Source organism: Rheinheimera hassiensis, from assembly GCF_022436675.1.
In the GTDB taxonomy this organism is placed as follows: domain Bacteria; phylum Pseudomonadota; class Gammaproteobacteria; order Enterobacterales; family Alteromonadaceae; genus Alishewanella; species Alishewanella hassiensis.
On the sequence record NZ_JAKUJZ010000008.1, the window covers coordinates 152,044 to 173,937 of the forward strand.

Consider the following 21,894-nt stretch of genomic DNA (forward strand, 5'->3'; position numbering starts at 1 on the left):
CCAAAGCACCGCTGGCGGTGCTTTTTTATTAGCTGTAATTTATGCCAATAAAAAACCCCGCGCTATAAAGCACGGGGTGTCAGATAAAAAGACAAAGGACAAGGATAGACGTAGTTTGGTGGTGACGTTCAGTTCGCGGTAGCGCTACCTGTTGGTAGCGTATCGCTCACTTGCTCCCGGGAAGTTCCACCAACTCTTCCCAGGCTGCTTACTTTACCGACGCGACGAATTCAGGGTAGGCTTCAATACCACACTCTGACGCATCAACGCCTTCATACTCGGCTTCTTCGCTTACGCGGATGCCTATAACCAGTTTCAATACATACCAAACTATCAGACTGGCAATAAATACCCAGGCGAAGATAGCTGCGGCGCCAATTAACTGGCCAACAAAGCTGGTCCCGTCTTTGGTTAATGGCACCAGTAACAGGCCAAATAAACCTGCGACACCGTGTACAGAAATCGCACCTACCGGATCATCAATTTTCAGCTTATCCAGACCGATAATAGACGCTACAACCAATACGCCACCAATAGCACCGAATAACGTTGCCTGCAGTGCAGTTGGTGTGGATGGCTCAGCAGTAATAGCCACTAAACCCGCCAGAGCGCCGTTTAATGCCATGGTTAAATCTGCTTTACGGAACAACACTACCGACAGTGCCAGCGCAGCTATTGCGCCTGCCGCTGCAGCAGCATTGGTGTTAAGAAATACTACAGCTACCGCATTAGCGTTGCTGATATCGCCCAGCTTTAATACCGAGCCACCGTTAAAACCGAACCAACCCATCCACAAAATCAGGGTACCCAAGGTAGCCATTGGCATATTGGCACCCGGAATGGCATTTACTTTGCCATCTTTGCTGTACTTGCCTTTACGCGCGCCCAGCAGCAATACACCTGCCAGCGCAGCGGCCGCACCGGCCATGTGTACGATGCCTGAACCGGCAAAGTCAGAAAAACCAAATTGGTCATCCAGATTAATACCAAACATGCCCTCTGCGCCCCAGGTCCATGAACCGTGCACCGGATAAATAAAACCAGTCATAACTACGGCAAATGCCAGGAAAGCCCATAATTTCATGCGCTCGGCCACAGCGCCGGAGACGATAGACATAGCAGTAGCTACAAACACCACCTGAAAGAAGAAATCAGATGCAGTAGAGTACACAGCACCGCCGGTGAAGCCATCTTCACGTTCAGCAAAACTGGTTAAGGTAGCATCAACGTCAACGCCGCCGATACCGCTCAAGAAAAACTCGCCGCCATACATAAAGGCGTAACCGCACACCAGATACATGATGCAGGCGATAGAATACAACGCCACGTTCTTAGTCAGAATTTCGGTGGTATTTTTTGCCCGTACCAGGCCAGCTTCCAGCATAGAGAAGCCCGCCGCCATCCACATCACCAATACCCCACAGATCAGGAAGTAAAAGGTGTCCATTGCATACTGTAAGTGATAAATTTGCTCTTGCATGATAACAGCTCCTTATATGGCTTCAGCGTCAGACTCGCCGGTCCGAATACGCACTGCCTGCTCCAGGTCATAAACAAAAATTTTGCCGTCGCCGATACGGCCGGTGTAAGCGGCTTTCTGGATCGCCTCAATCAAACGATCAACCTGATCGTCCAGCGTGGCAATTTCCAGCTTGACCTTAGGCAGGAAGTCGACCTGATACTCAGCACCACGATATAACTCGGTGTGCCCTTTCTGGCGGCCGAAACCTTTTACTTCTGTTACCGTTAAACCTTCTACCCCAATGTCAGCAATAGCTTCGCGTACATCGTCCAGTTTGAACGGCTTGATGATGGCACATACAAGCTTCATATTATGTTCCCTTTAAGTGGTCGTCTTAGCGATTCATTATTTACTAAGGAAGCCTTGTGCCAACTTTTTAAAAAACATAAATATCAATGACTTGATGTAAAGCTGCAATTGCTGATGAAAAAAAACGCACCAAAATGATGCACTCATTCCCCGTGCAAGTGCAGCTACAGGACGGATATCAGGTTGCAATTTCGTAACTGAACTATGTACTATCTGCAGCCCGATATTTTGCAGGATGCATCACTTTGCCTTTCAGCCAACTGTTATTTCGCTACCCCTGGCGGCCTTATCAGCAACGTGTGCTCGACGCCGTTCACCATCACTTAGCCGATAAGCGTTTGCATATTGTTGCCGCCCCCGGAGCAGGTAAAACCAGTTTGGGGCTCGAAGTATTTCGTCTGTTGCAGCAAAACACGCTGGTTTTGTCGCCCACCCGTGTTATCCGTGACCAGTGGCTATTGCGCCTGACTGACTTTTCTGCACAACACAGACAATACCAGCTTAGCTGGGTAAGCACTGATATCAGAGCGCCAGGGGTATTAACGTCAGTGACGTATCAGGCACTACACTGGCAATTAGCAGGTCAGGTGTCAGAAGATCCAACTGAACAAATATCTGACGATGAGGCAACTGAAACTACCCCTGAAGTACTTGATAACAATGAAATTCAATGTTTGATCTCGGCGCTGCAACAACACCGCATTGGCGTTCTTATTCTGGACGAGGCACACCACTTGACTAACGAGTGGTGGCGCGTTTTAGACATCTTGTGTACTGCCATGCCTGAGTTAGTGTTGGTATCACTTACTGCCACACCTCCTTATGATGCACAAAGCCATAACTGGCAACGCTATGAACAGTTGTGTGGCCCGGTAGACGAAGAGATTTCCGTACCAGAACTGGTTAAGGCCGGGACCCTGTGCCCGCACCAGGATTATGTCTGGACTGAAGCTATCAGTGAGAGTGAACAACAGCAGTTTGCTGCTTATGACGATAAGGTGGTTGCGCTGTGCGATAGCTTGTTTAACCAGCCTGAGTTTAATCAGTTGATACAGCAACATAAGTGGCTCTCCAGCACTATTACTGCACGGGATATTTTGCATGCGCCAGAGCTTGCGTTGGCATTATTGGCTTTTTTAGCTGCCCGCCAACACCATTTACCAATCGGCTTATTGCAAATACTGGACTTTCAACCGCAGGATATCCCGACACTAAACCGAATAAACTGGCAAATTCTGCTTAATGCAGTGCTGTTTTCAGACGACTTTGCTGCAGATAAGCCACAGCAACTCTATGTTGCCCAGTTACAGCGCCAGCTTACTGCCAGCCAACTGCTGCAAAAACGCCAGTTACTTTTAAGCAGTAATCCACAGCTGAGCCGGGCTCTGGCACTGAATCCAGTGAAAATTGAAGCCTGTGTACATATTCATCAGCTGGAGTATCAAATACGGAAAAATAGCCTGCGCCAGGTGATCCTGACTGACTATATCCGCGACGAGCAGCTGTCGACCGGCGCTGAAAGTGGAGCCCTGCCTCTGGGTGCCTGGCCGGTATTTAATGCCCTGCTTCAGGCACCTGACACCACTGCAGCCAAGGGGTTACTTACCGGCAGACTTAGCCTGCTACCAACGGTTTTAGCAACAGAACTCAGCGATGAGCTGAGCCTGATGAAACTCAGCGTCAGCCCGTTCTCTGCAGCCCCGGGGTACAGCAGGCTCAGCGGGCCATTGAACGAACAGACCAGTTTATTTACCCGCTTATTAAACAGTGGTCAAATTCAGCTATTAGTGGGTACCAGAGCGCTATTAGGCGAAGGTTGGGATGCTCCGGTGGTTAATTCGCTGATCCTGGCCACTGCCGTTGGCTCTTTTATGCTGACAAACCAAATGCGCGGTCGGGCGATCCGGCTGGACCGTAAAACACCAGATAAAGCCAGCAGTATCTGGCATTTACTGGCCGTAGATACCCGCTCATTTTTTGGCTTACAGGACTTACAAGATCTGGCTCGCCGCTTTGACACCTTTGTCGGTTTGTCAGAGCGCAAAAACACCATAGAAAGTGGCTTTGCCAGACTCAACGCCAGTGAACTGGACAAGCTTGTCAGCAGTAACCGGCAATCTGATCTTATCCGTGTCAGCAACAACACTATGCGCAACAGATTGCAACAAATTACGACACTGCAGCAGCGCTGGCAGCAAGCACTGACACTGGATCATCAGGCGCACGTTGTTCCTGGTGTAAGCACTGAAAAAGTGCCGGGTATTCGCTGGTACCATACGGCAAAGACCTTTAAATATCTGCTGGCTCAACTCACCTTGTTGCTGAGTTTAGGCACTATTGTTTCCTTCTCCATCGCCAGGGCTGGTTTATCGGTAATGTTACTGGTGTTCGCTTTGTGTTTAGTGGCTGGCATACTTTACTTGCTGCCCACTACTGTGCGTACAATCAAAATTATGCTGCGGCATTTACCAATCGACGGCAGTTTAAAACAAATTGGTATGGCACTGACCGAAGCATTATGTCAAACCGGGCATATCAGCACACCGTTCAGGCGGTTAAATGTTCATACGGTCGAGCTGGACGATGGCAATGTCTTTCTTGCCCTGCAAGGCAGCACCTTTTATGAGTCATCACTGTTTGCCGATTGCCTGAATGAGATTCTAGGTCCTATCGACAATCCCAGGTATCTGGTGATCCGCAGCGGAAACTTTCTCGGTATGACACGGGACGATTATCATGCCGTACCGGTGCGTCTGGCGGTTACTAAGGAGCATGCCAGTATTTTTTATCGCTGTTGGAGCAAATATGTCGGCCCCGGAGACCTGATTTACTGCCGCGGTGATAGCGGCAGAGAGAGTTTGTTAAAAGCCCGGATGCAAGCATTTTCATCGGTATTTAAACCACGATCCAAACGCCAAGACCGCTGGTTGTAACGGCTAATCAGCCAGAAACTGCTGCCATTCGCGCAGCAGTTTTAGTAAATCTTCCAGCCCGCATTGCGTGCTCATACCCTGCTCGTCCAGCTGTAAATCGTCATCGGCCAGCTTATCTTGCTGGCGCTGCGGCAACTGCTCAGTGCCGGTATAAAACAGCGTGTTGTGGCTTAAGGTCACTTCGCCGTTTTCTACCTCAAGCAAAAACTCTTTGCCCTGATACTGCATGCTCTGGTGCGGTTTAAGCCCGCTTAGTTGCTGCAGTAATGGCGTATAGGCCTCAGCCTGCTGGCCAAATTCGTCCAGCAAAAAACGGCCCAACACCTCATGCTCCGCCGCCAGCCTGATGCTGAACTGCAGTGTATTGCGATCGTAAATAAAATCGTATTCCATACATCTCGTCCGTACAAAGGAAATGGCTGATGGTTATTTGCGCAGCTTCTCCCTGGCGGGTTTGCATCCCCAATGGGGCGACACAGGGTGTCTGAGCGAACGTGCAGCGGGCGCGAGTTACTGTGGCGAGCCCGGTGGGCGTTGCAATTCCGCCCGCGCAAATAATCTTTCAGCCGGTCGCTGCTAAAATTGTAGCCGCTCGCCGTATATTAGCGAGCAGAAAAAAGGCCTGCGGTAGCAGGCCTTTAGCATTACAGCGCTTATTACACCGCTTGCTGAATAATCACGTTATCCGCTTTTTTGGTGTACTGCGGCATCTTATGGAAGTTCAGGTAACGGTAGGTATCGGCCGCTGTCGCGTCGATTTGCTTAGCGTATTCCATATACTCGGCTACCGTTGGCAAGCGACCGATAATAGAGGCTACCGCTGCCAGCTCTGCAGACGCTAAGTACACATCGGCCCCCTGACCTAAACGGTTAGGGAAGTTACGCGTAGAGGTAGACACTACTGTTGAGTTCTCGGCTACGCGTGCCTGGTTACCCATACACAGTGAACAGCCTGGCATCTCAGTGCGGGCACCTACTTTACCGAAAATGCTGTAATAACCTTCTTCAGTTAACTGCGCCTGGTCCATCTTGGTTGGCGGGGCAATCCACAGGCGGGTTGGCAGCTGGCCTTTGTATTTATCCAGTAACTTACCCGCTGCGCGGAAATGGCCGATGTTGGTCATACAAGAACCGATAAACACTTCATCAATTTTATCGCCAGCTACATCAGACAGTAAGCGCGCATCGTCCGGATCGTTTGGTGCACACAGTACCGGCTCTTTAATGTCCGCCAGGTCAATTTCGATAATTTCGCTGTATTCAGCATCGGCATCAGCCGACATCAGCTGCGGATCTTTCAGCCAGGCTTGCATCGCGTTAATACGACGCTCGATAGTACGTACATCGCCGTAACCTTCAGAGATCATCCATTTGAGCATAACAATGTTTGATTCTAAGTATTCAGCAATAGAGGCATCTGAAAGCTTGATACTACAACCGGCAGCTGAACGCTCGGCAGAGGCATCAGATAACTCAAACGCTTGTTCTACCGTTAAGTTTGGTAAACCTTCGATTTCCAAAATACGGCCGGAGAAGATGTTCTTCTTGCCTTTCTTATCAACAGTTAACAAACCTTTTTGGATAGCAACGTACGGAATAGCATGCACTAAGTCGCGCAGCGTAATACCAGGCTGCATCTCACCTTTAAAGCGCACTAATACCGACTCCGGCATATCCAGTGGCATAACACCGGTAGCGGCAGCAAACGCCACCAAACCAGAACCGGCCGGGAACGAAATACCAATCGGGAAACGGGTGTGCGAGTCACCACCGGTACCAACGGTATCAGGCAGTAACATGCGGTTTAACCAGCTGTGGATAATACCATCGCCAGGGCGCAGCGCTACGCCGCCACGGTTCATAATAAAGTCCGGCAGTGTGTGGTGCGTATCAACGTCTACCGGCTTCGGATAAGCGGCAGTGTGACAGAACGACTGCATAGTTAAGTCAGCCGAGAAGCCCAAACAGGCTAAGTCTTTTAACTCGTCGCGCGTCATCGGGCCGGTCGTATCTTGCGAGCCTACTGTGGTCATTTTTGGTTCACAGTAAGTGCCCGGGCGTACGCCTTTCACGCCGCAAGCTTTACCCACCATTTTCTGCGCCAGCGTAAAGCCTTTGCCAGAATCTACTTTAGCTTGTGGACGACGGAATTTTTCCGAAGGGCCATGGCCTAAAAATTCACGCGCACGGTCGGTTAAACCACGGCCGATAATCAATGGAATACGGCCACCGGCACGTACTTCGTCAATTAATACATCGGTTGCCAGGCTAAATTCTGCCAGCACTTCGTCAGTGCCGTGGCGAACCACTTTGCCTTCGAACGGCAGAATGTCGATCACATCGCCCATTTCCAGCTTGGAAACATCAACTTCAATCGGCAGCGCGCCTGAGTCTTCCATAGTGTTGAAGAAGATTGGCGCAATTTTGCCACCCAGTACAAAACCACCACCGCGCTTATTTGGCACGTAAGGGATGTCGTCACCCATAAACCACAGCACTGAGTTAGTTGCTGATTTACGTGATGAACCGGTACCTACTACATCGCCAACATAGGCCAGCGGGAAGCCTTTTGTGTTCAGCTCGTCTAACTGCTTGATTGGGCCAACCGTGCCTGGCTGATCCGGGTTAATGCCTTCACGGGCATTTTTCAGCATGGCTAAGGCATGCAGTGGGATATCCGGCCGTGACCAGGCATCCGGTGCCGGTGACAAGTCATCAGTGTTGGTTTCGCCAGACACTTTAAATACGGTAACAGTAATTTTTTCTGCCAGGGCTGGCTTGGCTTCAAACCACTGCGCATCAGCCCAGCTTTGCACTACTTGTTTAGCATGCGCATTGCCGGCATCGGCTTTTTCAGTCACATCATGGAAAGCATCGAAAATCAGCAAAGTGTGCGACAGCGCTTTGGCAGCCATAGGCGCCAGCTTGTCGTTGTCCAGCAGGCTGATTAACGGCTGAATATTGTAGCCGCCCATCATGGTACCCAGAAGCTCAGTGGCGTATTCGGCACTGATCAGGCTGCTTGACGCTTCGCCTTTGGCCAGCGCAGCTAAAAAGCCGGCTTTAACATAAGCGGCTTCGTCTACACCTGGTGGTACACGGTTTACCAGTAAATCAACTAAGGTGTCTTCTTCACCTTTTGGCGGGTTCTTTAACAGTTCAACTAAGGCGGCTACCTGCTCTGCATTGAGCGGTTTTGGCGGGATACCTTGCGCTGCGCGCTCGGCCACATGTTCGCGATATTGTTGTAGCACAGTATGATCCTCTTGGTCGTTGCCGGCAGTCTTGCTACTGCGGCGTCATTTCACTGAAATGAATGGGCGTAATTATATGAAAATTCGGGCCAGATTGACATCAGGCCGTTAACCACCCTACTTATAGTGGGTATAAATTCTGTGAATATAAAACCGGATGTTATATATTCTTTATTATAGTGGTCAGACCTCATTGCTTATAATAGAGGTTGGAATCCCGAGCCGGGCGCCACAGAGTGTCTGAGCCGGCGACAAATTCGTCAGGAACGAATTTGAACAGCTTACAAATACACAAAAAAGGCTGAGCAGTTACCTACTCAGCCTGTGCAGTGTAGCAGATTTTTATTACCCAATGGATTTACGGTTACCAGATCTTAACGCGCTGCTCCGGCGGTAAATACATCTTATCGCCTTCTTTAATATCAAACGCCGTATAAAACTGCGGAATATTCGGCAGCACACCAATAACACGGTAATGCGCCGGTGAGTGCGGCCCGGTGCTTAACTGACGGCGCAAGGCTTCTTCACGAAACTTAGTACGCCAAACCTGCGCCCAACTGATAAAGAAGCGCTGATCGCCGGTAAAGCCATCCATAACCGGAGCGTCTTTACCTTCCAGTGACAAATGGTAGGCTTTTAACGCGACTGTCATACCACCTAAGTCACCGATGTTTTCACCCAGTGCCACAGCGCCGTTTACCGTAACGCCCGGTAATGGCTCAAAGCGGTTGTACTGGCCAATTAACTTAGCTCCACGCGCCTGGAACTGGCCTTTGTCTTGCTCTGTCCACCAGTTACGTAAGTTACCGTTACCATCATACTTTGCGCCCTGGTCATCAAAACCGTGACCAATTTCATGGCCGATAACGCCGCCAATACCACCGTAGTTCACTGCGTCGTCAGCTTCCATATTAAAAAATGGCGGTTGCAAAATAGCGGCAGGGAACACAATTTCATTGTTTACCGGGTTGTAGTAAGCATTTACCGTTTGCGGCGTCATAAACCACTCGCCTTTATCGATTGGCTTACCCAGCTTGTTAAGCATGTCATCATAGGCCCAGTGGCTGGCACGCATAAAGTTGCCGACTAAATCATCTGCTTTAATTTCCAGCGCTGAGTAATCTTTCCATTTATCCGGGTAACCAATTTTTGGCGTAAAGGTGCTGAGCTTTTCCAGCGCAGCCACTTTGGTTTCTTCGGTCATCCATTCTAGTTCTTTAATGGAGATTTCGTAAGCTTTAATCAGGTTAGCAACCAGCTCTTCCATCCGCGCTTTGGCTTCTGGTTTAAAGTGGCGCTCGACATACAGCTTGCCGGTCAGCTCACCCAACACCTGATCCGAGGCATCTACCGCGCGCTTCCAGCGAGGTTGTTGTTGCTCAATACCACTTAAGGTAGTGCCGAAAAAGGCAAATTTACGCTCGGCAAAGTTGCTGCTTAAACTATCGGCATAGCCATTAATAGCTTTGATGCTTAAATAATCCTGCCAGCTTTGTAGATCAGTGTCTGCCAGCACCTTGCTAAAACCTTCGAAGTAAGACGGCTGGCTAACAATAATATCTGTTACCGCGCTTAACTTAGCCCCACTGGCAAATGCCGCCCAGTCAAAGCTACCCATACTGCTGTTAAGGTCAGTGGCAGACATTTTGTTATAGGTTTTATCGGCATTACGGCTTTCCAGCCGGGTCCAGTGGTGCTCTGCCAGCGCTTTTTCCAGCGCGTAAACACGCTCGGCAGCCGCAGCAGCATCAGTGTGGCCTGCCAGAGTAAACATATCCGTTAAGTACGCTTTATACTGGTTAATAATATTTAATGAGGCTTCATCATCTTTAAAATAGTAATCACGGTCAGGTAAGCCTAAACCACCCTGGCCCAGATATACCGCATACTCGGAAGAATTTTTTGCATCGTTATTAACATACCAGCCAAACGGAATGGCTACACCATCACGTTGCAGGCTGGCAAAAAGCGCCGCTAACTGGCTTTTGTCTGTTAGCGCTTTAATGGCATCCAGTTGTGGCTGCAGTGGGCTTAAACCCAGCTTTTCAATCGTGGCTTCATCCATAAAACTGTTGTAAAAACTGCCCAGTTTTTGCTCGTCTGAGCCGGCTTTTAAATCTGCACGGGCCGACACTTCATCAATAATGGCTTTTACTGCCTGCTGCGAGTTGTCGTTCAAAATATGGAAGGAGCCATAAGACGCTTTATCCGCCGGGATAGGTGTTTCAGCCAGCCATTTGCCGTTAATGGCCAGGAAGAAGTCTTCACTGAATTTTACCGCAGGGTCAAAATACTGCTGATCAATACCCGATACCAGCGGTGCTTTAGCTTCAACAGCCGCCGCAGCCGGGATTTGAGTTTGAGTGGTGTCCTGTTTGTTACACGCCGTAAGGCCAAGCGCCAGCGCCACAGAGGCGGCAGCTAAAGTAAGTTTCTTCATTGTTGTTATCCTGATGGGGTTACTTATAATTACGCAGCTTTATACTACTCCGTTGTATAACTGATGCCAAACCAACGCTGCTACGAAGTTGTAACAAGTTATAAAAACGCTATGATGCTAGCCAATAAACCATTCGAGAGACCAAAAGCATGGACAACCTGCAACATGCCAACCAACTGCTGCAATGGCGTGAACAACGCCAGCTAAGTGCCGAGCAGCTGCAGCAAGCGGGCAGCCAGACCCCACTGCAACCTGCTACGGGCCTTTGGTTAGCGCAGGCTAATCTTATTTTACTATTCGGCACTGTGGTACTGCTGGGCGCTGCCGTAATTTTCTTCCTCGCGCATAACTGGCCGTTTATGCATTACTTTACTAAGTTTGCGCTGGCCGCCGGTGCGCTGGTACTATCCGGCGTTATTGCTAAACGCAGCGCCCCTGCCAGCCTGGTGCAGCGTGCGGCGTTACTCAGTGCTGCCATACTGACAGGTGCCTTACTGGCACTGATTGGCCAGACTTACCAAACAGGTGCAGATATCTGGCAGCTATTTGCCAGTTGGGCTGCGCTTATTACGCCGCTGGTGCTGCTATCTAAAAGCCGGGCCTGTTATTTACTCTGGTTTGTGGTGCTGGAACTCGCGCTTGGCCGTTATTTAATGACCCAATCCGAGCTTCTCTGGCTGCTGGCAGGCGCTCCAATGATACTCAGACTGGCGCTGGCAAATCTGGTAATTATGCTATTTGCCGAGTTTGCGCTGCCACGGCTGGGGGTTAAAGCTAATCAAACACTGGTCCGGCTTTCGGCGCTGATATTAGTAGCCCCATTAACGCTTGGTGCAGGTCTTGCGGCGTGGGACAACGGATACCAGCTTAACCTGCTGGTGTATCTGCCACTAACTGCCGTGCTGACACTGTGGTACTGGCGCCAGCGCCGTGATGTGTTGATCCTGGCTTTACTGGCCTTTAGCGCAATTACCGTGGCAACCGCAATGCTGGCAAGCTTGCTGGAAAGTGCTGATGACTTTTTTGCCATGAATTTGTTAGCGCTGTTTGTTATTGGCAGTAGCGTCGCTGCTGTTATCTGGCTGAAAAAGCTCCAACAAACAGCAGTAGGGAAAACAACATGAGCAACCATACGAAACTCAGTACCCAACTGCAGCACGCCGGTATTATTGATACCACCAAAGCGCAGCAACTGCACGCAGCGGCCAGTCCCTGGTGGCTGCAGATTCTGCTTGGCATAGCCGCCTGGATAGCGTCTATTTTGATTATCGGCTCTTTTTTAGGCCCGTTACTGGCACTGGCCGATAATAACCCGGTGCGCATTGCTGCCGCCGTTATGTTGCTGGCTGCAGCTATCTGGCTGACAAGCCGCAAGCAAGAGTTTTTACAGCAAATGGCGGTAGCCATTGCGCTGGCCGGCCAGGGGTTACTGGTATACGTTATCTACGATGTGCCAGGCTTAAACGATGAAACCGCGCGCTATGCCTGTGCGGTTATCAGCATCTTGCTACTGCTAAGCCCGCTAAACCAGTTGCATCAGCGGGCCAGCCTCAGCATAGCGTTGTTGTGCCTGTTATCGCTGGTAAGTTCCGCCCCGTTGCTTGCAGTTGTCAGCAGCCTGCTGGCTATGGCGGCCGCACTGTTATGGTGCAGCCGGCTAAAATGGGCCGGCTTTGCCCGGGCTACTACCATTAAAAGCCTGCTGGAAGTTATAACTCTGGCAGCGCTGGCGCTAACGTTATTCGGCCAGTCTTTATTGTGGCTGGACGCCGGTTACTGGCTGGATAACAGGCTGGATATGGCCCGTGCCCTGTATAGCGCACTTGGCAGTGTATTATTAATTTCAACCGTATTCTGGCTAAGCCGGCTGGCAACAGTGCCCAGCCGTCTGGCACTGCTTACAATAACCGTTTTGCTGTGTATTTTGCTGTACCCGGCATCCGGTTTACTGGTTAGCACAGCGTTAATGCTGGCCTGTTTTTATGGCTGCAGCAGAAACTGGTACGCGTTATGTCTGCTTAGCATGTTGCTGGCCATCAGCCAGTTTTACTACAGTTTACAGCTTAATTTGTTACATAAATCCGGCATCTTAGCCCTTAGCGGTATAACGCTACTGGCAGCCTGGTTATTGTTACAGCGCTATCAGCGGAGACTTGTATGAGCATCACCTTACAACGCCGTGCTATTGCGGCGGCTTTGCTACTTATTCTTGCCGCAGCAGGTTTTGCTATCTGGCAGTTTGAGCAAACATTAAAAACCGGCCGGGTGGTTAACATCGCTTTGGCACCGCTGGACCCACGGTCAATTATGCAGGGCGATTATATGGCGCTGGCTTATGCGATTGATCGCGAATTACCCGAAGATGCTACGCACTATAAATACGCCTGGCTAAATGTCGATGCCGAACAACGCGCCAGTTTACACAGCCTGAGTAACAACCTGCCGCAAGACCCACAGCTGGTTGCAGTATTGCTGCGCTGGCGCGACGGTATTATTAGTGTTGGCCCTAATGCATTCTTTTTTGCTGAAGGTACAGGCGCACAGTATGAACAGGCACCGTATGGTCAGTTCCGGGTAGATGCCAGCGGCAAGGCATTGCTGGTAGGCCTATTGGATGAGAATTTGCAGTTATTGGGAGAAAATAACCGCTGAACCCTGCTCTCTTCGCAGGTCGAACCGGTTTGCCCACGCCAACACGCCGTAAACCCATCCCTGGGGGCTCGATTCGGCCATCCTGGCCTGCAACGGTTGGCTTAGGGCAAACCGATTCTCACTGAAATTATTCGTCGGCACGTTCACACTGATAACAGCCCGGACTGCGCGGGCAGCTATTACCGCGGGCGCAAATCAGCTGCACCGGTTTTTGTAAGCTGCGGGCCACCCAGTTAATATTCAGAATATTCGCCACACTGGTCAGCGCGGTTTGAATAACTCTAGGCACTTTAGCGCCGCCGCTGCTGCCAACGCACAGCTGCTTTAACTCTGCAGCCATGCTATCAGCATCAACGCCTTGCGCCAGCAACGCCGGGTTTAAATCAATACCGGCACACAATACATGGGTATTACCGGCCAAATCGCTGACTTTGGTTGACTCGCAGCAGTAAATACGCGGCGCGCCGTTAACATCCAGCAACGACAACTGCGCGCTGCTGGCTACGCCTTCAACATCAAACATCCGAAACACTGCCCAATGCTGGCAAGGGTCTTCAACCTGACGCATATTGCCCCACGGCAGCGGTATACCATTGCCGCGATACACGGCTTTGAGTTTACCCGGCGTATAAGCATCAAAATAATGCCAGTGCGTATAGGGTGATACCGCCGTCATACGGCGCATAGCCACAGACGCCGATACCCCTGCTTGCTGATGCGTGCTGATCTCATAACCGTGGCGGTCCAGCAACTGGCGAAACGGCAACTTGGGGCACAGCAAAGCTCCGGCAAAAAAGCTAGATTCAAAATCACGCCAGGCATGCAAAATATCCTGCGGTTGCACGGCAGTGGAATCCGACAAGTCATCATCACGCGCCCCACCCACCATCATGCTGCTTTTTACGCCGTCTTTATTGTGCAGCACCGCATGGCCGATATGCACCGCCAGTTCGTACTTTAACCGCGTAGGAAACTGCTGCAGTAAGCTGTTTAAATGCAAGGTATTGGGCGGGGTAAAAAACGACGTGGATACGTTTTTTGACAATACCCCCAGCTCGTCCAACAGCTCTTTTGGTGCCTCTTTAAACCACTTAATGTTTAAGCCCAGCTGTTTAATAATTGCCAGTAAGTCTTCGACACTCAACGGCATGCGTTTTTGCCCGACACCCTCCGCTGCCCGCTCCAGTTCAGGAAAGTGATTTTGGTTGTGCTCCTGATGTGCACGAATTAATAACTGGGCAAACTGCTTACCGCTAGTGCCGGTTTGCGACAACATCTCCGGAATGGCAATTTGCAAAATATCGTTGGAAAACAGAAAGCCCGGTTCCAGCGCCATACCGCTGATGCCGCCTTTACTGCCTTTTTGCGGTGTTAAGTCCTCGCCAGCATCTTCACCATCGAGAAACCAGTCGATGTCTTTTTGAAATACTTCAGCAATCACCTCCAGCATTTCAATGCCGGGTACGCGCTTACCGCGTTCAATCATTGACAGATAAGACACCGACGGCGCCTGCTCCGGATCGACACGGATACAGCGGGTGGATAAATCTTCCATAGTTAAGTTGTTGCGTTTCCTCAGGTTTCTTATCTTGGTTCCGAGGAAATGCGACTTTCTGAGCAGGCTTTTGTTTATTTTCATTTTGTAAAATTCACACTGTAAAATTTCTATTGTGAAATTATGCTGATTTTTAGCCTAGACTAGTTTTTAACCGATAGCAACTGGTCTGACGTTTAACGCGGATGATCAGTAAAGTAGATGTTCAGATGCTGACAGCGCAGGGATGGCAGCACCTGAACATCGGTTAATTAAACTGATTACAAGAGACGAGGATGACATCATGACAACACTGGCCCAACACCACAGCACTCCATCACAGAGCCATACCGCCTGGATGGCGACCGAGCTTAGCGTGATTAACGAGCTGAACCAGCGCCATGTCAAACAGGTAATGGATTACTCAAAAGGCTTTTTAGACAAAACCTTTCCGCTGCAGCAAGGTTCGCACAAAGACGTATGCAGTTACGTAGTGTACTACCAGCAGCTGTTGGCATTTTTTGCCGACGGAAGTACCAGCGGTTTGCAAAGCCCGGCGCAGTTTGTTGCGTTAAGCGGCCACCGTGAAGCGCCCTGCTCTATTGTGCTGAACAACAATGGCCGCCACGTTGAGCTTATTTTAAACCGCAGCGGCATTAATGGCTGTCAGGATAAAGCCAGCATTGATGATATTCAGCTACAAACCTCAGAGCCGGATTGCGTCTGGTTTAGCATGGTAACCGGCCGCCAGGTTAGCTGCGCCCATAAAGGTAATAAGCAGTTTACCTGCAAAGACGGCCAGCCATATTCATTGGTATAGCATCTACAACCCCTGAAGTTACCTGCTCAACTTCAGGGGTTGTACAAAAGCGGGTTAAACAGCGGAAATAAATCTCATATATGTTTATTTTAATAGCTGAACATGTAAAAATCCTGCATCCACTAAATAATGCCCCAATAAGAGTTTTATATGTGCCTGATGAAACACCTGGCCACAGTTATTTTGCTATTAACTCTTAACGGCTGCACTGTGCTCGGTATGATTGCAGATGGGGCAGCCGAAAACAAAGCTGAGAAACACCGTCCAGTAATGGAGCAAGGCTCAAGTAAAGAACGCATTAGCACTCTTAGCCAAATTGGCCTTGAAGCAGATATTGCCATTGTAAAAAAAATTAAAGATGTACTGACCCCTGAGCAAAACAAGCCTAAAGTACGCTGTACCATGGAAAACGGCCTGCGCATTTGTTATGAAGAAGGCGCTGAAGGCTACTAAAAACCGCTTTTCTGTTACGTGGCACTAAAGTTTTCCGGGCAGCAGCCGATACATGGCCACCGATACTTTAAGCCGCCTGCCTTTTATGCAAATTAATACTCTGCAACCCCAGCCTGTTAGCTTAAAACTCAACCAGCCAAAACAAACGGCAGCCGGTGCAACCACCTCTGCTACCAATAACAATACTATGCAGGGTGCTTATGTCAGCTTGTCAGAGCTGGGCAAAACTAAAGCAAAACAAGCAGAGCAAAATAAAGATATTGATGACAGCAATCTGCCGGATATTATTAAGCAAATATTAAAAACTATCCGCGATCTTAAGCAGCAAATTGCCGATAAGCAGGCCGAAATAGATAAAGCAACACAAGATGGGCTGCAATCAGAACAACAGCGGGAAAAACTAAAGCTATTGCAAACTGAGCTAGGCATGCTGAACAGCGCCCTTGGCAGCGCCCAACAAAGCCTGAATAAAGCTATGCAGCAGCAAAATCTAAGCGATGAACAAATACAAACTGCCTTAGCGCTGATGCTATAACGCTAAATAGCTTAGTTACACTGCAGCTGTTTACGCTGGCGTCTATCGGTTGCAACCAACAACAGTTCATCCACATTCGTCGTACTTTTTTGGCAAACGGGGCTTATGCTAACCGCCACTTCGACGTTATTGCCATTCTTGTCGGTCATGCTGGTATCTAACTGCAGGATTTCAGCTTTGCCAAAGCCCGCTCTACCTTTTGCTGTAAATATCGCCCGCAAACGGTGTAGTGCTTCACTGGCAGTATCGGTTTGCCCAAACAGCGTCATAATGTTTTGCCCGGCAAGGCTCCCGGCCTTATAACGCAGTAAAGTTTCTGCAGAAGAGTTATTAAAACGCACGGTGCCATCCGGGCTTAATACCATAATAGCTAACTCAGTGGCTGAATTTAGTACAGCTTGCAGCCTGGCATTGGCTTTTTGTAACCTCTGGGCATATATCATGGTGTCGTTTTGGGTTTTCAGCAGTTCCCGTTCAAAGCGGGAGCGTTCACGTGCAGGAAAAATAACCCAGCGATAACACTGCTGCTGGCGAAACTCGCCACGGCTGCAATTAAGTAATACAGGCAGCCGAGGCTCTGTGCGGGCGCGTACTTTAAGATAAATTTCTTTCACACAGCCCTGGCGGTGTAATAGTGGCCAAACATGGGTTTGCAAAAAAATCTGTGACGCTTTTGGGAAGATCTCACTGATATTGGCATTAGTAGCACAGTCGCCAAATTCGTTGGTAAATGCGCTATTTACCTGCAGCACAATTCCCACCTCGTCTGTAATTACCAGCGGACAAGGCAGAAAATTTATATCATCTGTAATAACTACCTCCATCCTGCGCAGCCAGATATTGCGACATGGCATCAATAACCAGCTGTGGGTGGCTCATATGAGCAACATGGCCCGCCACATCCAATACTACCAACTCACTGTTTTTTAGCTGAAGGTGCACAAACTCGCCTACTGCAACCGAAGCCAGCGCATCCTGTTTATGCTGCAACACTAAACACGGTGTTGCCACTTTGGCGAAATCGTCGCGGTTGTCAGCAAAAAACGTGGCTTTGGCAAACTGTTTCATCACCAGCGGATCGGTAGAGCAAAAGCTGTCTGACAGCTGTCCGCTAATAATGCCCGCTTCGCCAGCGACTACAGGCGCCAGATAGTTGGCCCAGCCCAGATAGTTTTGCTGCATTAAATCCAGTAGCTCGTGCAAATCGGATGGCTCAAAGCCACCGAAATAATGCGGCGGGGAGTTGCGAAAACACGGTGATGGGCCAAGCAAAATCATATTAGAAAACAGTCCCGGCCGGGCTATAGCCGCCAGAATACCAATACTACAACTAACCGAATGGCCAACAAAAACAACATTGTTGGTTAAGCCCAACGCTGCGCAAATTTCAATAATGTCCTGCGCATAGCCCTGCAAAGTAGCGTAGCGCCCGACATCATAGGCACTGATATCTGACTGGCCGCTGCCGACATAGTCAAACAGCAGTTGAAAATGGCTGTTTTGAAACGCAGGAGTTATCTGATTCCACATGGTCTGGTCGCAGCCAAAACCATGGCCATACAACAGCACCGGCGCCACCGGATCGCCAACAGTTTGCACATTATTTCTTTGCAGAATATTCATTAAGCCTGTGTTCGCAACAAATATATCAAAACGTACCTTTTACAGGTTTTTCATCATACTGTCACTTCTGCTAAAAACAAAGCTGAACAGAGAGCCTGATTGTGGTTATATATATGCAACGCCATAATTTAAAGCGGCTGAGACTGATGAGTTCTTTAGCCACGCATTGGTCATGCCACCACAAAATGCTATTTTATCTGTCTGGCAACTTTCAATATCTGATTAGCAGCACAACTGAAGTGCAGCCAATACCCAACATGCCATAACTGAGCTTTAACAATGCAAGATCTGATTTACCTGCGCCACTATCCCGACACATTACAACAGCAAGTACGCCAGTTGCTAGCTGAAGACCAGCTAGGCAGCGCCTTACAGCGCCGATACCCCAACCAAAGCCACAGCGTGCAAACCGACAAAGCCTTGTATGAATTTACGCAGGAGCTAAAACGGCAATGGCTACGCAGCAGCGAGCCGGTTAGCAAAGTGATATTCGACCCCAAAATTCATATTATTAACAACGCCCTGGGTACTCATACCCAAATTAGCCGGGTGCAGGGTGGCAAATTAAAAAGCAAAAATGAGATCAGAATAGCCGCACTATTAAAGCAGCTCCCCCTACCGCTACTACAAATGGTGGTGGTGCACGAACTGGCGCACTTACGCGAAAAAGACCACAACAAAGCTTTTTACAAGCTGTGTCAGCATATGCAGCCCGATTATCACCAGTTGGAGCTGGACTTACGCCTGTATCTCACCTTATTTGAACAGGACAATGCCGTATCAACATAACTACCCTGCTCGCTCAACTGAACAGAAACCACAGCCAGACAACAGCGAGCACCAGCAAAGCCGCACCAATCTGACGCGAATAACGCTTCCACAGCTTTAGTGCCGATTCACCGGCGACTTTTACCAGTATTACCAGACCGAAATAACGCACCGACCGCGACAACGTCACCGCAATTAAAAACAACAAGAATGAATAACCCGTAGCGCCGGCTGCCAGCATCGCTATTTGTAGTGGCGTAGGCGTTACGCCTACCGCCAACACTGACACAAAACCATTATTGTGTATTTCCTCAGCAAAGCTGTCATAAGCCTGTGCCCCGCCAAACAGGCTGATCAAGGTGTCACCCCATTGCTCCATCGCCAGCGCACCCAGCCAATATCCCAGCGCGGCAGCTGTGATGTTGCCAGCCAGTGCCACAGAGGCAATGGTCCAACGCCGCCGCGACTGGCTAAGCATCCACGGAATTAAAATCGCCTCTATCGGTATCGGTATAATCAGCGTTTCCATCATCGACAGCACAAATAACAATGGCAATGCGTAGGCAGACCGATCAAGACGGTCCAGCCAGGTTTCGGCCGATAATTCTTTAGAATCCAGCATCGTATTACAAATCCTAATAAGCCTGCTTTTCACATCTGGCAGAAGCAGGCAGCAACGTAAAAAATAACGCGGTGCAGTGCTGAACATTATCGCGGTTAGCCTGCAGGCATTATCTTACCTGCGAGTTATAAAACTTCACACTTAGCTTCAATTTGATTGCAATCAATTACATTTCATAGCCAGCTGACACGCTACCATTTTGGCTAAACTCCTGTCGAGAAATAGCATGATGAAAATTAGCGACTTCCCACTGCTGGCTGGCAGCCTGTTGCTGCTAACCGGCTGCGATATTGAATACGGTACCCTGCCAGAATATTATTATGATTTTCGCCAGAGTACTCACCAGTGGCAGCCGGGCTTTTCTGATTACCCCAGCGACAACGCTGATATCTATCAACTGCAAAGTGGTATGCGCAACCTGCCAGCAGGTTTCTCCGGTAAAGGCCTTTATCTGGCAGGCATAAACCGCAGCGACGATTTGTTTATGTACATCAAAAAGCAAATAACCGGGTTAGAACCTTCCACCCGCTATCAGTTGTCGGCTTCACTGCGCTTTTTAACCGATGCCGGTGCAGATTGTGCAGGTGTAGGCGGTGCTCCGGGCGAGTCGGTTTACTTAAAATTTGGTTACGCTGCAGCAGAGCCCAAACAAGCCGGTTACTATTTAAATGCCGATAAAGGCAACCAAAGCCGGGACGGTACCCAGGCCCGTGTTATCGGCAACATCGCCGCGCCTGAATTAAGCTGTGACGGCCAAACCTTTGCCAGCAAAACTGTTAGCGGTAGCGGCAATACACCGCTGCAATTTACCAGCAACGCCGACGGCACTGTCTGGGTGTTTATCGGTACAGATTCTGGCTTTGAGGGCTTAACCCGGCTGTATTATCAGGAGCTGGAGCTAAGGTTCAGGAAGATATAACAGAGCGAAATACAGGCCAACAAAAATATGAAAAAGCCGCTATTGCGGCTTAATTTACGTTACAACGCACTGACCGCAGTTGGCACAAAGGCAGGAATATGCCAGCATTGCGCACCTGACAGTATTTTTTCTGCGCCTTTGGCTGCCATCTGCTGTATCAGCACCTGATCAACAATCGCCGTTGCCATTTGTGCCATATTGTTAAAATCATCAATGCCATTATTGGCAAAACCTTTACGGGTACGATGAATATTAAATTTGGACGAAAAGCTTCTGCCAAAAGCCTGCTCTACGCCCTGTTTGCCGAGGATAAAACCATAAAGCCCACCCCATGTTGCCGCTGGGTTATCTGAATCCCACCCGGCAAGCACGGCTATTTTGATGGTGTGCTGCATATCACCCTCACCGTAAAACAAACTAACCAGACTGGCAGCAAAGTTTATGCCCGCTGCAAAACAGCCGTTGCAATATAACTTTTTACGGCTTATCTCATAACCATCTTCTTCCTGCAGTTGATAACGCTGATACAGTTTGTCTCTGGCTTCTTCCCACGGTATGCCTGACTGATATAACGACAAGACAAAATCAAACATTTTTGCCGGATATTGGTTTGGCGGCAATGCTGCCCGGGCTTGTTTAGCAATGTGTATTATCTGCGGCTGTATCTGTTTAGTACTATCAATACCCGCTGCCAGCGCGTGCAACTCCACATAAAAATTAGCAATGTCTGCCGCTTCGCCATAGGCTGTTGTGCGTATGGGTAAATAGGCCAGCGCCGATGCGATATCAGGGCGAAAAGGTGCCAAAACGCCAAACAGCTCAGTAGTAAGCTGAGCATCAATCATGTCGTAGTGCGGGTTATAGGCAGGCATGCCGGTATAAGGCGGCAACATATCTTGCTGCATTAAATCGAACGCTTGTTGATTTGACACCCATAAAAAATTCTCCGGCTTACCTTCAGCCGTTTTAAACGGGGTGTCAGCATCAGTATAAATATGCGCTAACCAACCGTTGCGAATTTGCTCAGCACTTAGCAGAGGTTGCCTGGTGTTATGCATTAACTGCAGATAAATATACTCAATATCACTGTCATCATCCGAGCCCCACACTTCATTTTCACCTGCAACCACCCAATCAATCGTTTCCGATAACTGGCTGGGAATACCCTGGCCCCAAATACTGGGCTGATCCTTTGTTTGCCAATCATTGCGGGTATAAAAAACGCCTGCAGGCCCCTCGCCGCCAATTTTGTCCATTTCAGTTACCAGGCCAGTCCAGTTGCCAATACTCATGCCAAGCCAGAAACCATGAACTTTATCGGCATAATCTTGTTTTAGCATCAGGTATGAACCCGCCGGTGCCTGCCTGCAAACATCTGCTGCAGGTGCAGGTTGTGCAAATGAAACAACAGGCATAACCAACATCAATAGGATCAGGGAAATTTGGCAACGAGAAAACCGCATAAAACCTCTAAATGTAAGCGCTAACATTTTGCTATTTTATGCAGCAA

General features: G+C 49.2%; 19 protein-coding genes. 9 read left to right on the forward strand and 10 right to left on the reverse strand.

Annotated features, from left to right (window positions below):
• Positions 1–208: 208 nt before the first annotated feature.
• The gene (locus MJX74_RS17870; RefSeq protein ID WP_068233183.1) at positions 209–1,480 is read right to left on the reverse strand and encodes an ammonium transporter; all 1,272 of its coding nucleotides are present in this window, start codon (positions 1,478–1,480) and stop codon (positions 209–211) included.
• Between the two features lie 12 nt (positions 1,481–1,492).
• Positions 1,493–1,831: a P-II family nitrogen regulator gene (gene glnK / locus MJX74_RS17875; RefSeq protein WP_027672351.1), complete on the reverse strand. Its 339-nt coding sequence runs from the start codon at positions 1,829–1,831 to the stop codon at positions 1,493–1,495.
• 245 nt (positions 1,832–2,076) lie between these two features.
• Here glnK and MJX74_RS17880 point away from each other — a divergent pair, with 245 nt between their 5' ends.
• Positions 2,077–4,764, forward strand: a complete 2,688-nt coding sequence (locus MJX74_RS17880) for a DEAD/DEAH box helicase family protein (RefSeq protein ID WP_240224378.1) — start codon at positions 2,077–2,079, stop codon at positions 4,762–4,764.
• Positions 4,765–4,767: 3 nt separating this feature from the next.
• Here the strand turns inward: MJX74_RS17880 and MJX74_RS17885 are convergent, their stop codons facing one another.
• From MJX74_RS17885 to MJX74_RS17895, 3 genes are all read right to left on the reverse strand, one after another.
• A complete protein-coding gene (locus MJX74_RS17885; protein ID WP_240224379.1) occupies positions 4,768–5,157 on the reverse strand; it encodes a YacL family protein in 390 nt (129 codons plus the stop codon).
• A gap of 263 nt (positions 5,158–5,420) precedes the next feature.
• On the reverse strand, positions 5,421–8,018 hold the full coding sequence (gene acnB / locus MJX74_RS17890) for a bifunctional aconitate hydratase 2/2-methylisocitrate dehydratase (RefSeq protein ID WP_240224380.1): 2,598 nt from the start codon (positions 8,016–8,018) through the stop codon (positions 5,421–5,423).
• A gap of 364 nt (positions 8,019–8,382) precedes the next feature.
• Positions 8,383–10,458, reverse strand: a complete 2,076-nt coding sequence (locus MJX74_RS17895; protein WP_240224381.1) for a M13 family metallopeptidase — start codon at positions 10,456–10,458, stop codon at positions 8,383–8,385.
• A gap of 149 nt (positions 10,459–10,607) precedes the next feature.
• On the opposite strand from MJX74_RS17895, the gene MJX74_RS17900 reads away from it, so the two are divergent.
• From MJX74_RS17900 to MJX74_RS17910, 3 genes are read left to right on the forward strand one after another with little or no spacing between them, the layout of a single operon-like run.
• Positions 10,608–11,582, forward strand: coding sequence for a DUF2157 domain-containing protein (locus tag MJX74_RS17900; RefSeq protein ID WP_240224382.1), 975 nt, complete (start codon positions 10,608–10,610; stop codon positions 11,580–11,582).
• Positions 11,579–12,619 (forward strand): DUF4401 domain-containing protein, encoded by a 1,041-nt coding sequence (locus MJX74_RS17905; protein ID WP_240224383.1) that lies wholly within the window; start codon positions 11,579–11,581, stop codon positions 12,617–12,619. Before MJX74_RS17900 ends, MJX74_RS17905 begins: the two co-directional genes overlap by 4 nt.
• The gene (locus MJX74_RS17910; RefSeq protein WP_240224384.1) at positions 12,616–13,110 is read left to right on the forward strand and encodes a GDYXXLXY domain-containing protein; all 495 of its coding nucleotides are present in this window, start codon (positions 12,616–12,618) and stop codon (positions 13,108–13,110) included. The genes MJX74_RS17905 and MJX74_RS17910 overlap by 4 nt, the downstream gene beginning before the upstream one ends.
• Positions 13,111–13,237: 127 nt before the next feature.
• Here the strand turns inward: MJX74_RS17910 and MJX74_RS17915 are convergent, their stop codons facing one another.
• On the reverse strand, positions 13,238–14,749 hold the full coding sequence (locus MJX74_RS17915) for a DUF3612 domain-containing protein (protein ID WP_275692839.1): 1,512 nt from the start codon (positions 14,747–14,749) through the stop codon (positions 13,238–13,240).
• A gap of 199 nt (positions 14,750–14,948) precedes the next feature.
• On the opposite strand from MJX74_RS17915, the gene MJX74_RS17920 reads away from it, so the two are divergent.
• The 3 genes from MJX74_RS17920 (at position 14,949) to MJX74_RS17930 (ending at position 16,452) form a co-directional block, all read left to right on the forward strand.
• Complete coding sequence (locus MJX74_RS17920) at positions 14,949–15,464, forward strand: aldolase/citrate lyase/malate synthase family protein (protein ID WP_240224386.1); 516 nt, start codon at positions 14,949–14,951, stop codon at positions 15,462–15,464.
• A 219-nt stretch (positions 15,465–15,683) separates the two neighbouring features.
• On the forward strand, positions 15,684–15,917 hold the full coding sequence (locus MJX74_RS17925) for a hypothetical protein (RefSeq protein ID WP_156420280.1): 234 nt from the start codon (positions 15,684–15,686) through the stop codon (positions 15,915–15,917).
• Between the two features lie 52 nt (positions 15,918–15,969).
• Positions 15,970–16,452, forward strand: coding sequence for an Atg14 domain-containing protein (locus MJX74_RS17930; protein ID WP_240224387.1), 483 nt, complete (start codon positions 15,970–15,972; stop codon positions 16,450–16,452).
• Positions 16,453–16,463: 11 nt separating this feature from the next.
• On the opposite strand, the gene MJX74_RS17935 is transcribed toward MJX74_RS17930, so the two are convergent.
• Both MJX74_RS17935 and MJX74_RS17940 read right to left on the reverse strand, forming a co-directional pair.
• On the reverse strand, positions 16,464–17,204 hold the full coding sequence (locus MJX74_RS17935; protein WP_240224388.1) for a PAS domain-containing protein: 741 nt from the start codon (positions 17,202–17,204) through the stop codon (positions 16,464–16,466).
• A 49-nt stretch (positions 17,205–17,253) separates the two neighbouring features.
• Positions 17,254–18,075 (reverse strand): alpha/beta fold hydrolase, encoded by an 822-nt coding sequence (locus MJX74_RS17940; protein ID WP_240224389.1) that lies wholly within the window; start codon positions 18,073–18,075, stop codon positions 17,254–17,256.
• Between the two features lie 279 nt (positions 18,076–18,354).
• Between MJX74_RS17940 and MJX74_RS17945 the strand changes: the two genes are divergently transcribed.
• The gene (locus tag MJX74_RS17945) at positions 18,355–18,864 is read left to right on the forward strand and encodes a M48 metallopeptidase family protein (RefSeq protein ID WP_240224390.1); all 510 of its coding nucleotides are present in this window, start codon (positions 18,355–18,357) and stop codon (positions 18,862–18,864) included.
• A 13-nt stretch (positions 18,865–18,877) separates the two neighbouring features.
• Here the strand turns inward: MJX74_RS17945 and MJX74_RS17950 are convergent, their stop codons facing one another.
• Positions 18,878–19,465: a YqaA family protein gene (locus MJX74_RS17950; protein ID WP_240224391.1), complete on the reverse strand. Its 588-nt coding sequence runs from the start codon at positions 19,463–19,465 to the stop codon at positions 18,878–18,880.
• 226 nt (positions 19,466–19,691) lie between these two features.
• On the opposite strand from MJX74_RS17950, the gene MJX74_RS17955 reads away from it, so the two are divergent.
• Positions 19,692–20,384, forward strand: coding sequence for a hypothetical protein (locus MJX74_RS17955; RefSeq protein ID WP_240224392.1), 693 nt, complete (start codon positions 19,692–19,694; stop codon positions 20,382–20,384).
• Between the two features lie 59 nt (positions 20,385–20,443).
• Here the strand turns inward: MJX74_RS17955 and MJX74_RS17960 are convergent, their stop codons facing one another.
• Positions 20,444–21,724 carry an ADP-ribosylglycohydrolase family protein gene (locus tag MJX74_RS17960; RefSeq protein ID WP_240224393.1) on the reverse strand — a complete coding sequence of 427 codons (1,281 nt, stop codon included), beginning with the start codon at positions 21,722–21,724 and terminating at the stop codon, positions 20,444–20,446.
• Positions 21,725–21,894 lie beyond the last annotated feature (170 nt).

What these genes read in the sequence shown, in the direction of transcription:
- MJX74_RS17870 (WP_068233183.1), bottom strand. Translation starts at nt 1,480, where the DNA reads ATGCAAGAGCAAATTTATCACTTACAGTATGCAATGGACACCTTTTAC.
- glnK (WP_027672351.1), bottom strand. Translation starts at nt 1,831, where the DNA reads ATGAAGCTTGTATGTGCCATCATCAAGCCGTTCAAACTGGACGATGTA.
- MJX74_RS17885 (WP_240224379.1), bottom strand. Translation starts at nt 5,157, where the DNA reads ATGGAATACGATTTTATTTACGATCGCAATACACTGCAGTTCAGCATC.
- MJX74_RS17895 (WP_240224381.1), bottom strand. Translation starts at nt 10,458, where the DNA reads ATGAAGAAACTTACTTTAGCTGCCGCCTCTGTGGCGCTGGCGCTTGGC.
- MJX74_RS17900 (WP_240224382.1), top strand. Translation starts at nt 10,608, where the DNA reads ATGGACAACCTGCAACATGCCAACCAACTGCTGCAATGGCGTGAACAA.
- MJX74_RS17905 (WP_240224383.1), top strand. Translation starts at nt 11,579, where the DNA reads ATGAGCAACCATACGAAACTCAGTACCCAACTGCAGCACGCCGGTATT.
- MJX74_RS17910 (WP_240224384.1), top strand. Translation starts at nt 12,616, where the DNA reads ATGAGCATCACCTTACAACGCCGTGCTATTGCGGCGGCTTTGCTACTT.
- MJX74_RS17915 (WP_275692839.1), bottom strand. Translation starts at nt 14,749, where the DNA reads ATGAAAATAAACAAAAGCCTGCTCAGAAAGTCGCATTTCCTCGGAACC.
- MJX74_RS17920 (WP_240224386.1), top strand. Translation starts at nt 14,949, where the DNA reads ATGACAACACTGGCCCAACACCACAGCACTCCATCACAGAGCCATACC.
- MJX74_RS17925 (WP_156420280.1), top strand. Translation starts at nt 15,684, where the DNA reads ATGATTGCAGATGGGGCAGCCGAAAACAAAGCTGAGAAACACCGTCCA.
- MJX74_RS17930 (WP_240224387.1), top strand. Translation starts at nt 15,970, where the DNA reads ATGGCCACCGATACTTTAAGCCGCCTGCCTTTTATGCAAATTAATACT.
- MJX74_RS17940 (WP_240224389.1), bottom strand. Translation starts at nt 18,075, where the DNA reads ATGAATATTCTGCAAAGAAATAATGTGCAAACTGTTGGCGATCCGGTG.
- MJX74_RS17945 (WP_240224390.1), top strand. Translation starts at nt 18,355, where the DNA reads ATGCAAGATCTGATTTACCTGCGCCACTATCCCGACACATTACAACAG.
- MJX74_RS17950 (WP_240224391.1), bottom strand. Translation starts at nt 19,465, where the DNA reads ATGCTGGATTCTAAAGAATTATCGGCCGAAACCTGGCTGGACCGTCTT.
- MJX74_RS17955 (WP_240224392.1), top strand. Translation starts at nt 19,692, where the DNA reads ATGATGAAAATTAGCGACTTCCCACTGCTGGCTGGCAGCCTGTTGCTG.
- MJX74_RS17960 (WP_240224393.1), bottom strand. Translation starts at nt 21,724, where the DNA reads ATGCTAAAACAAGATTATGCCGATAAAGTTCATGGTTTCTGGCTTGGC.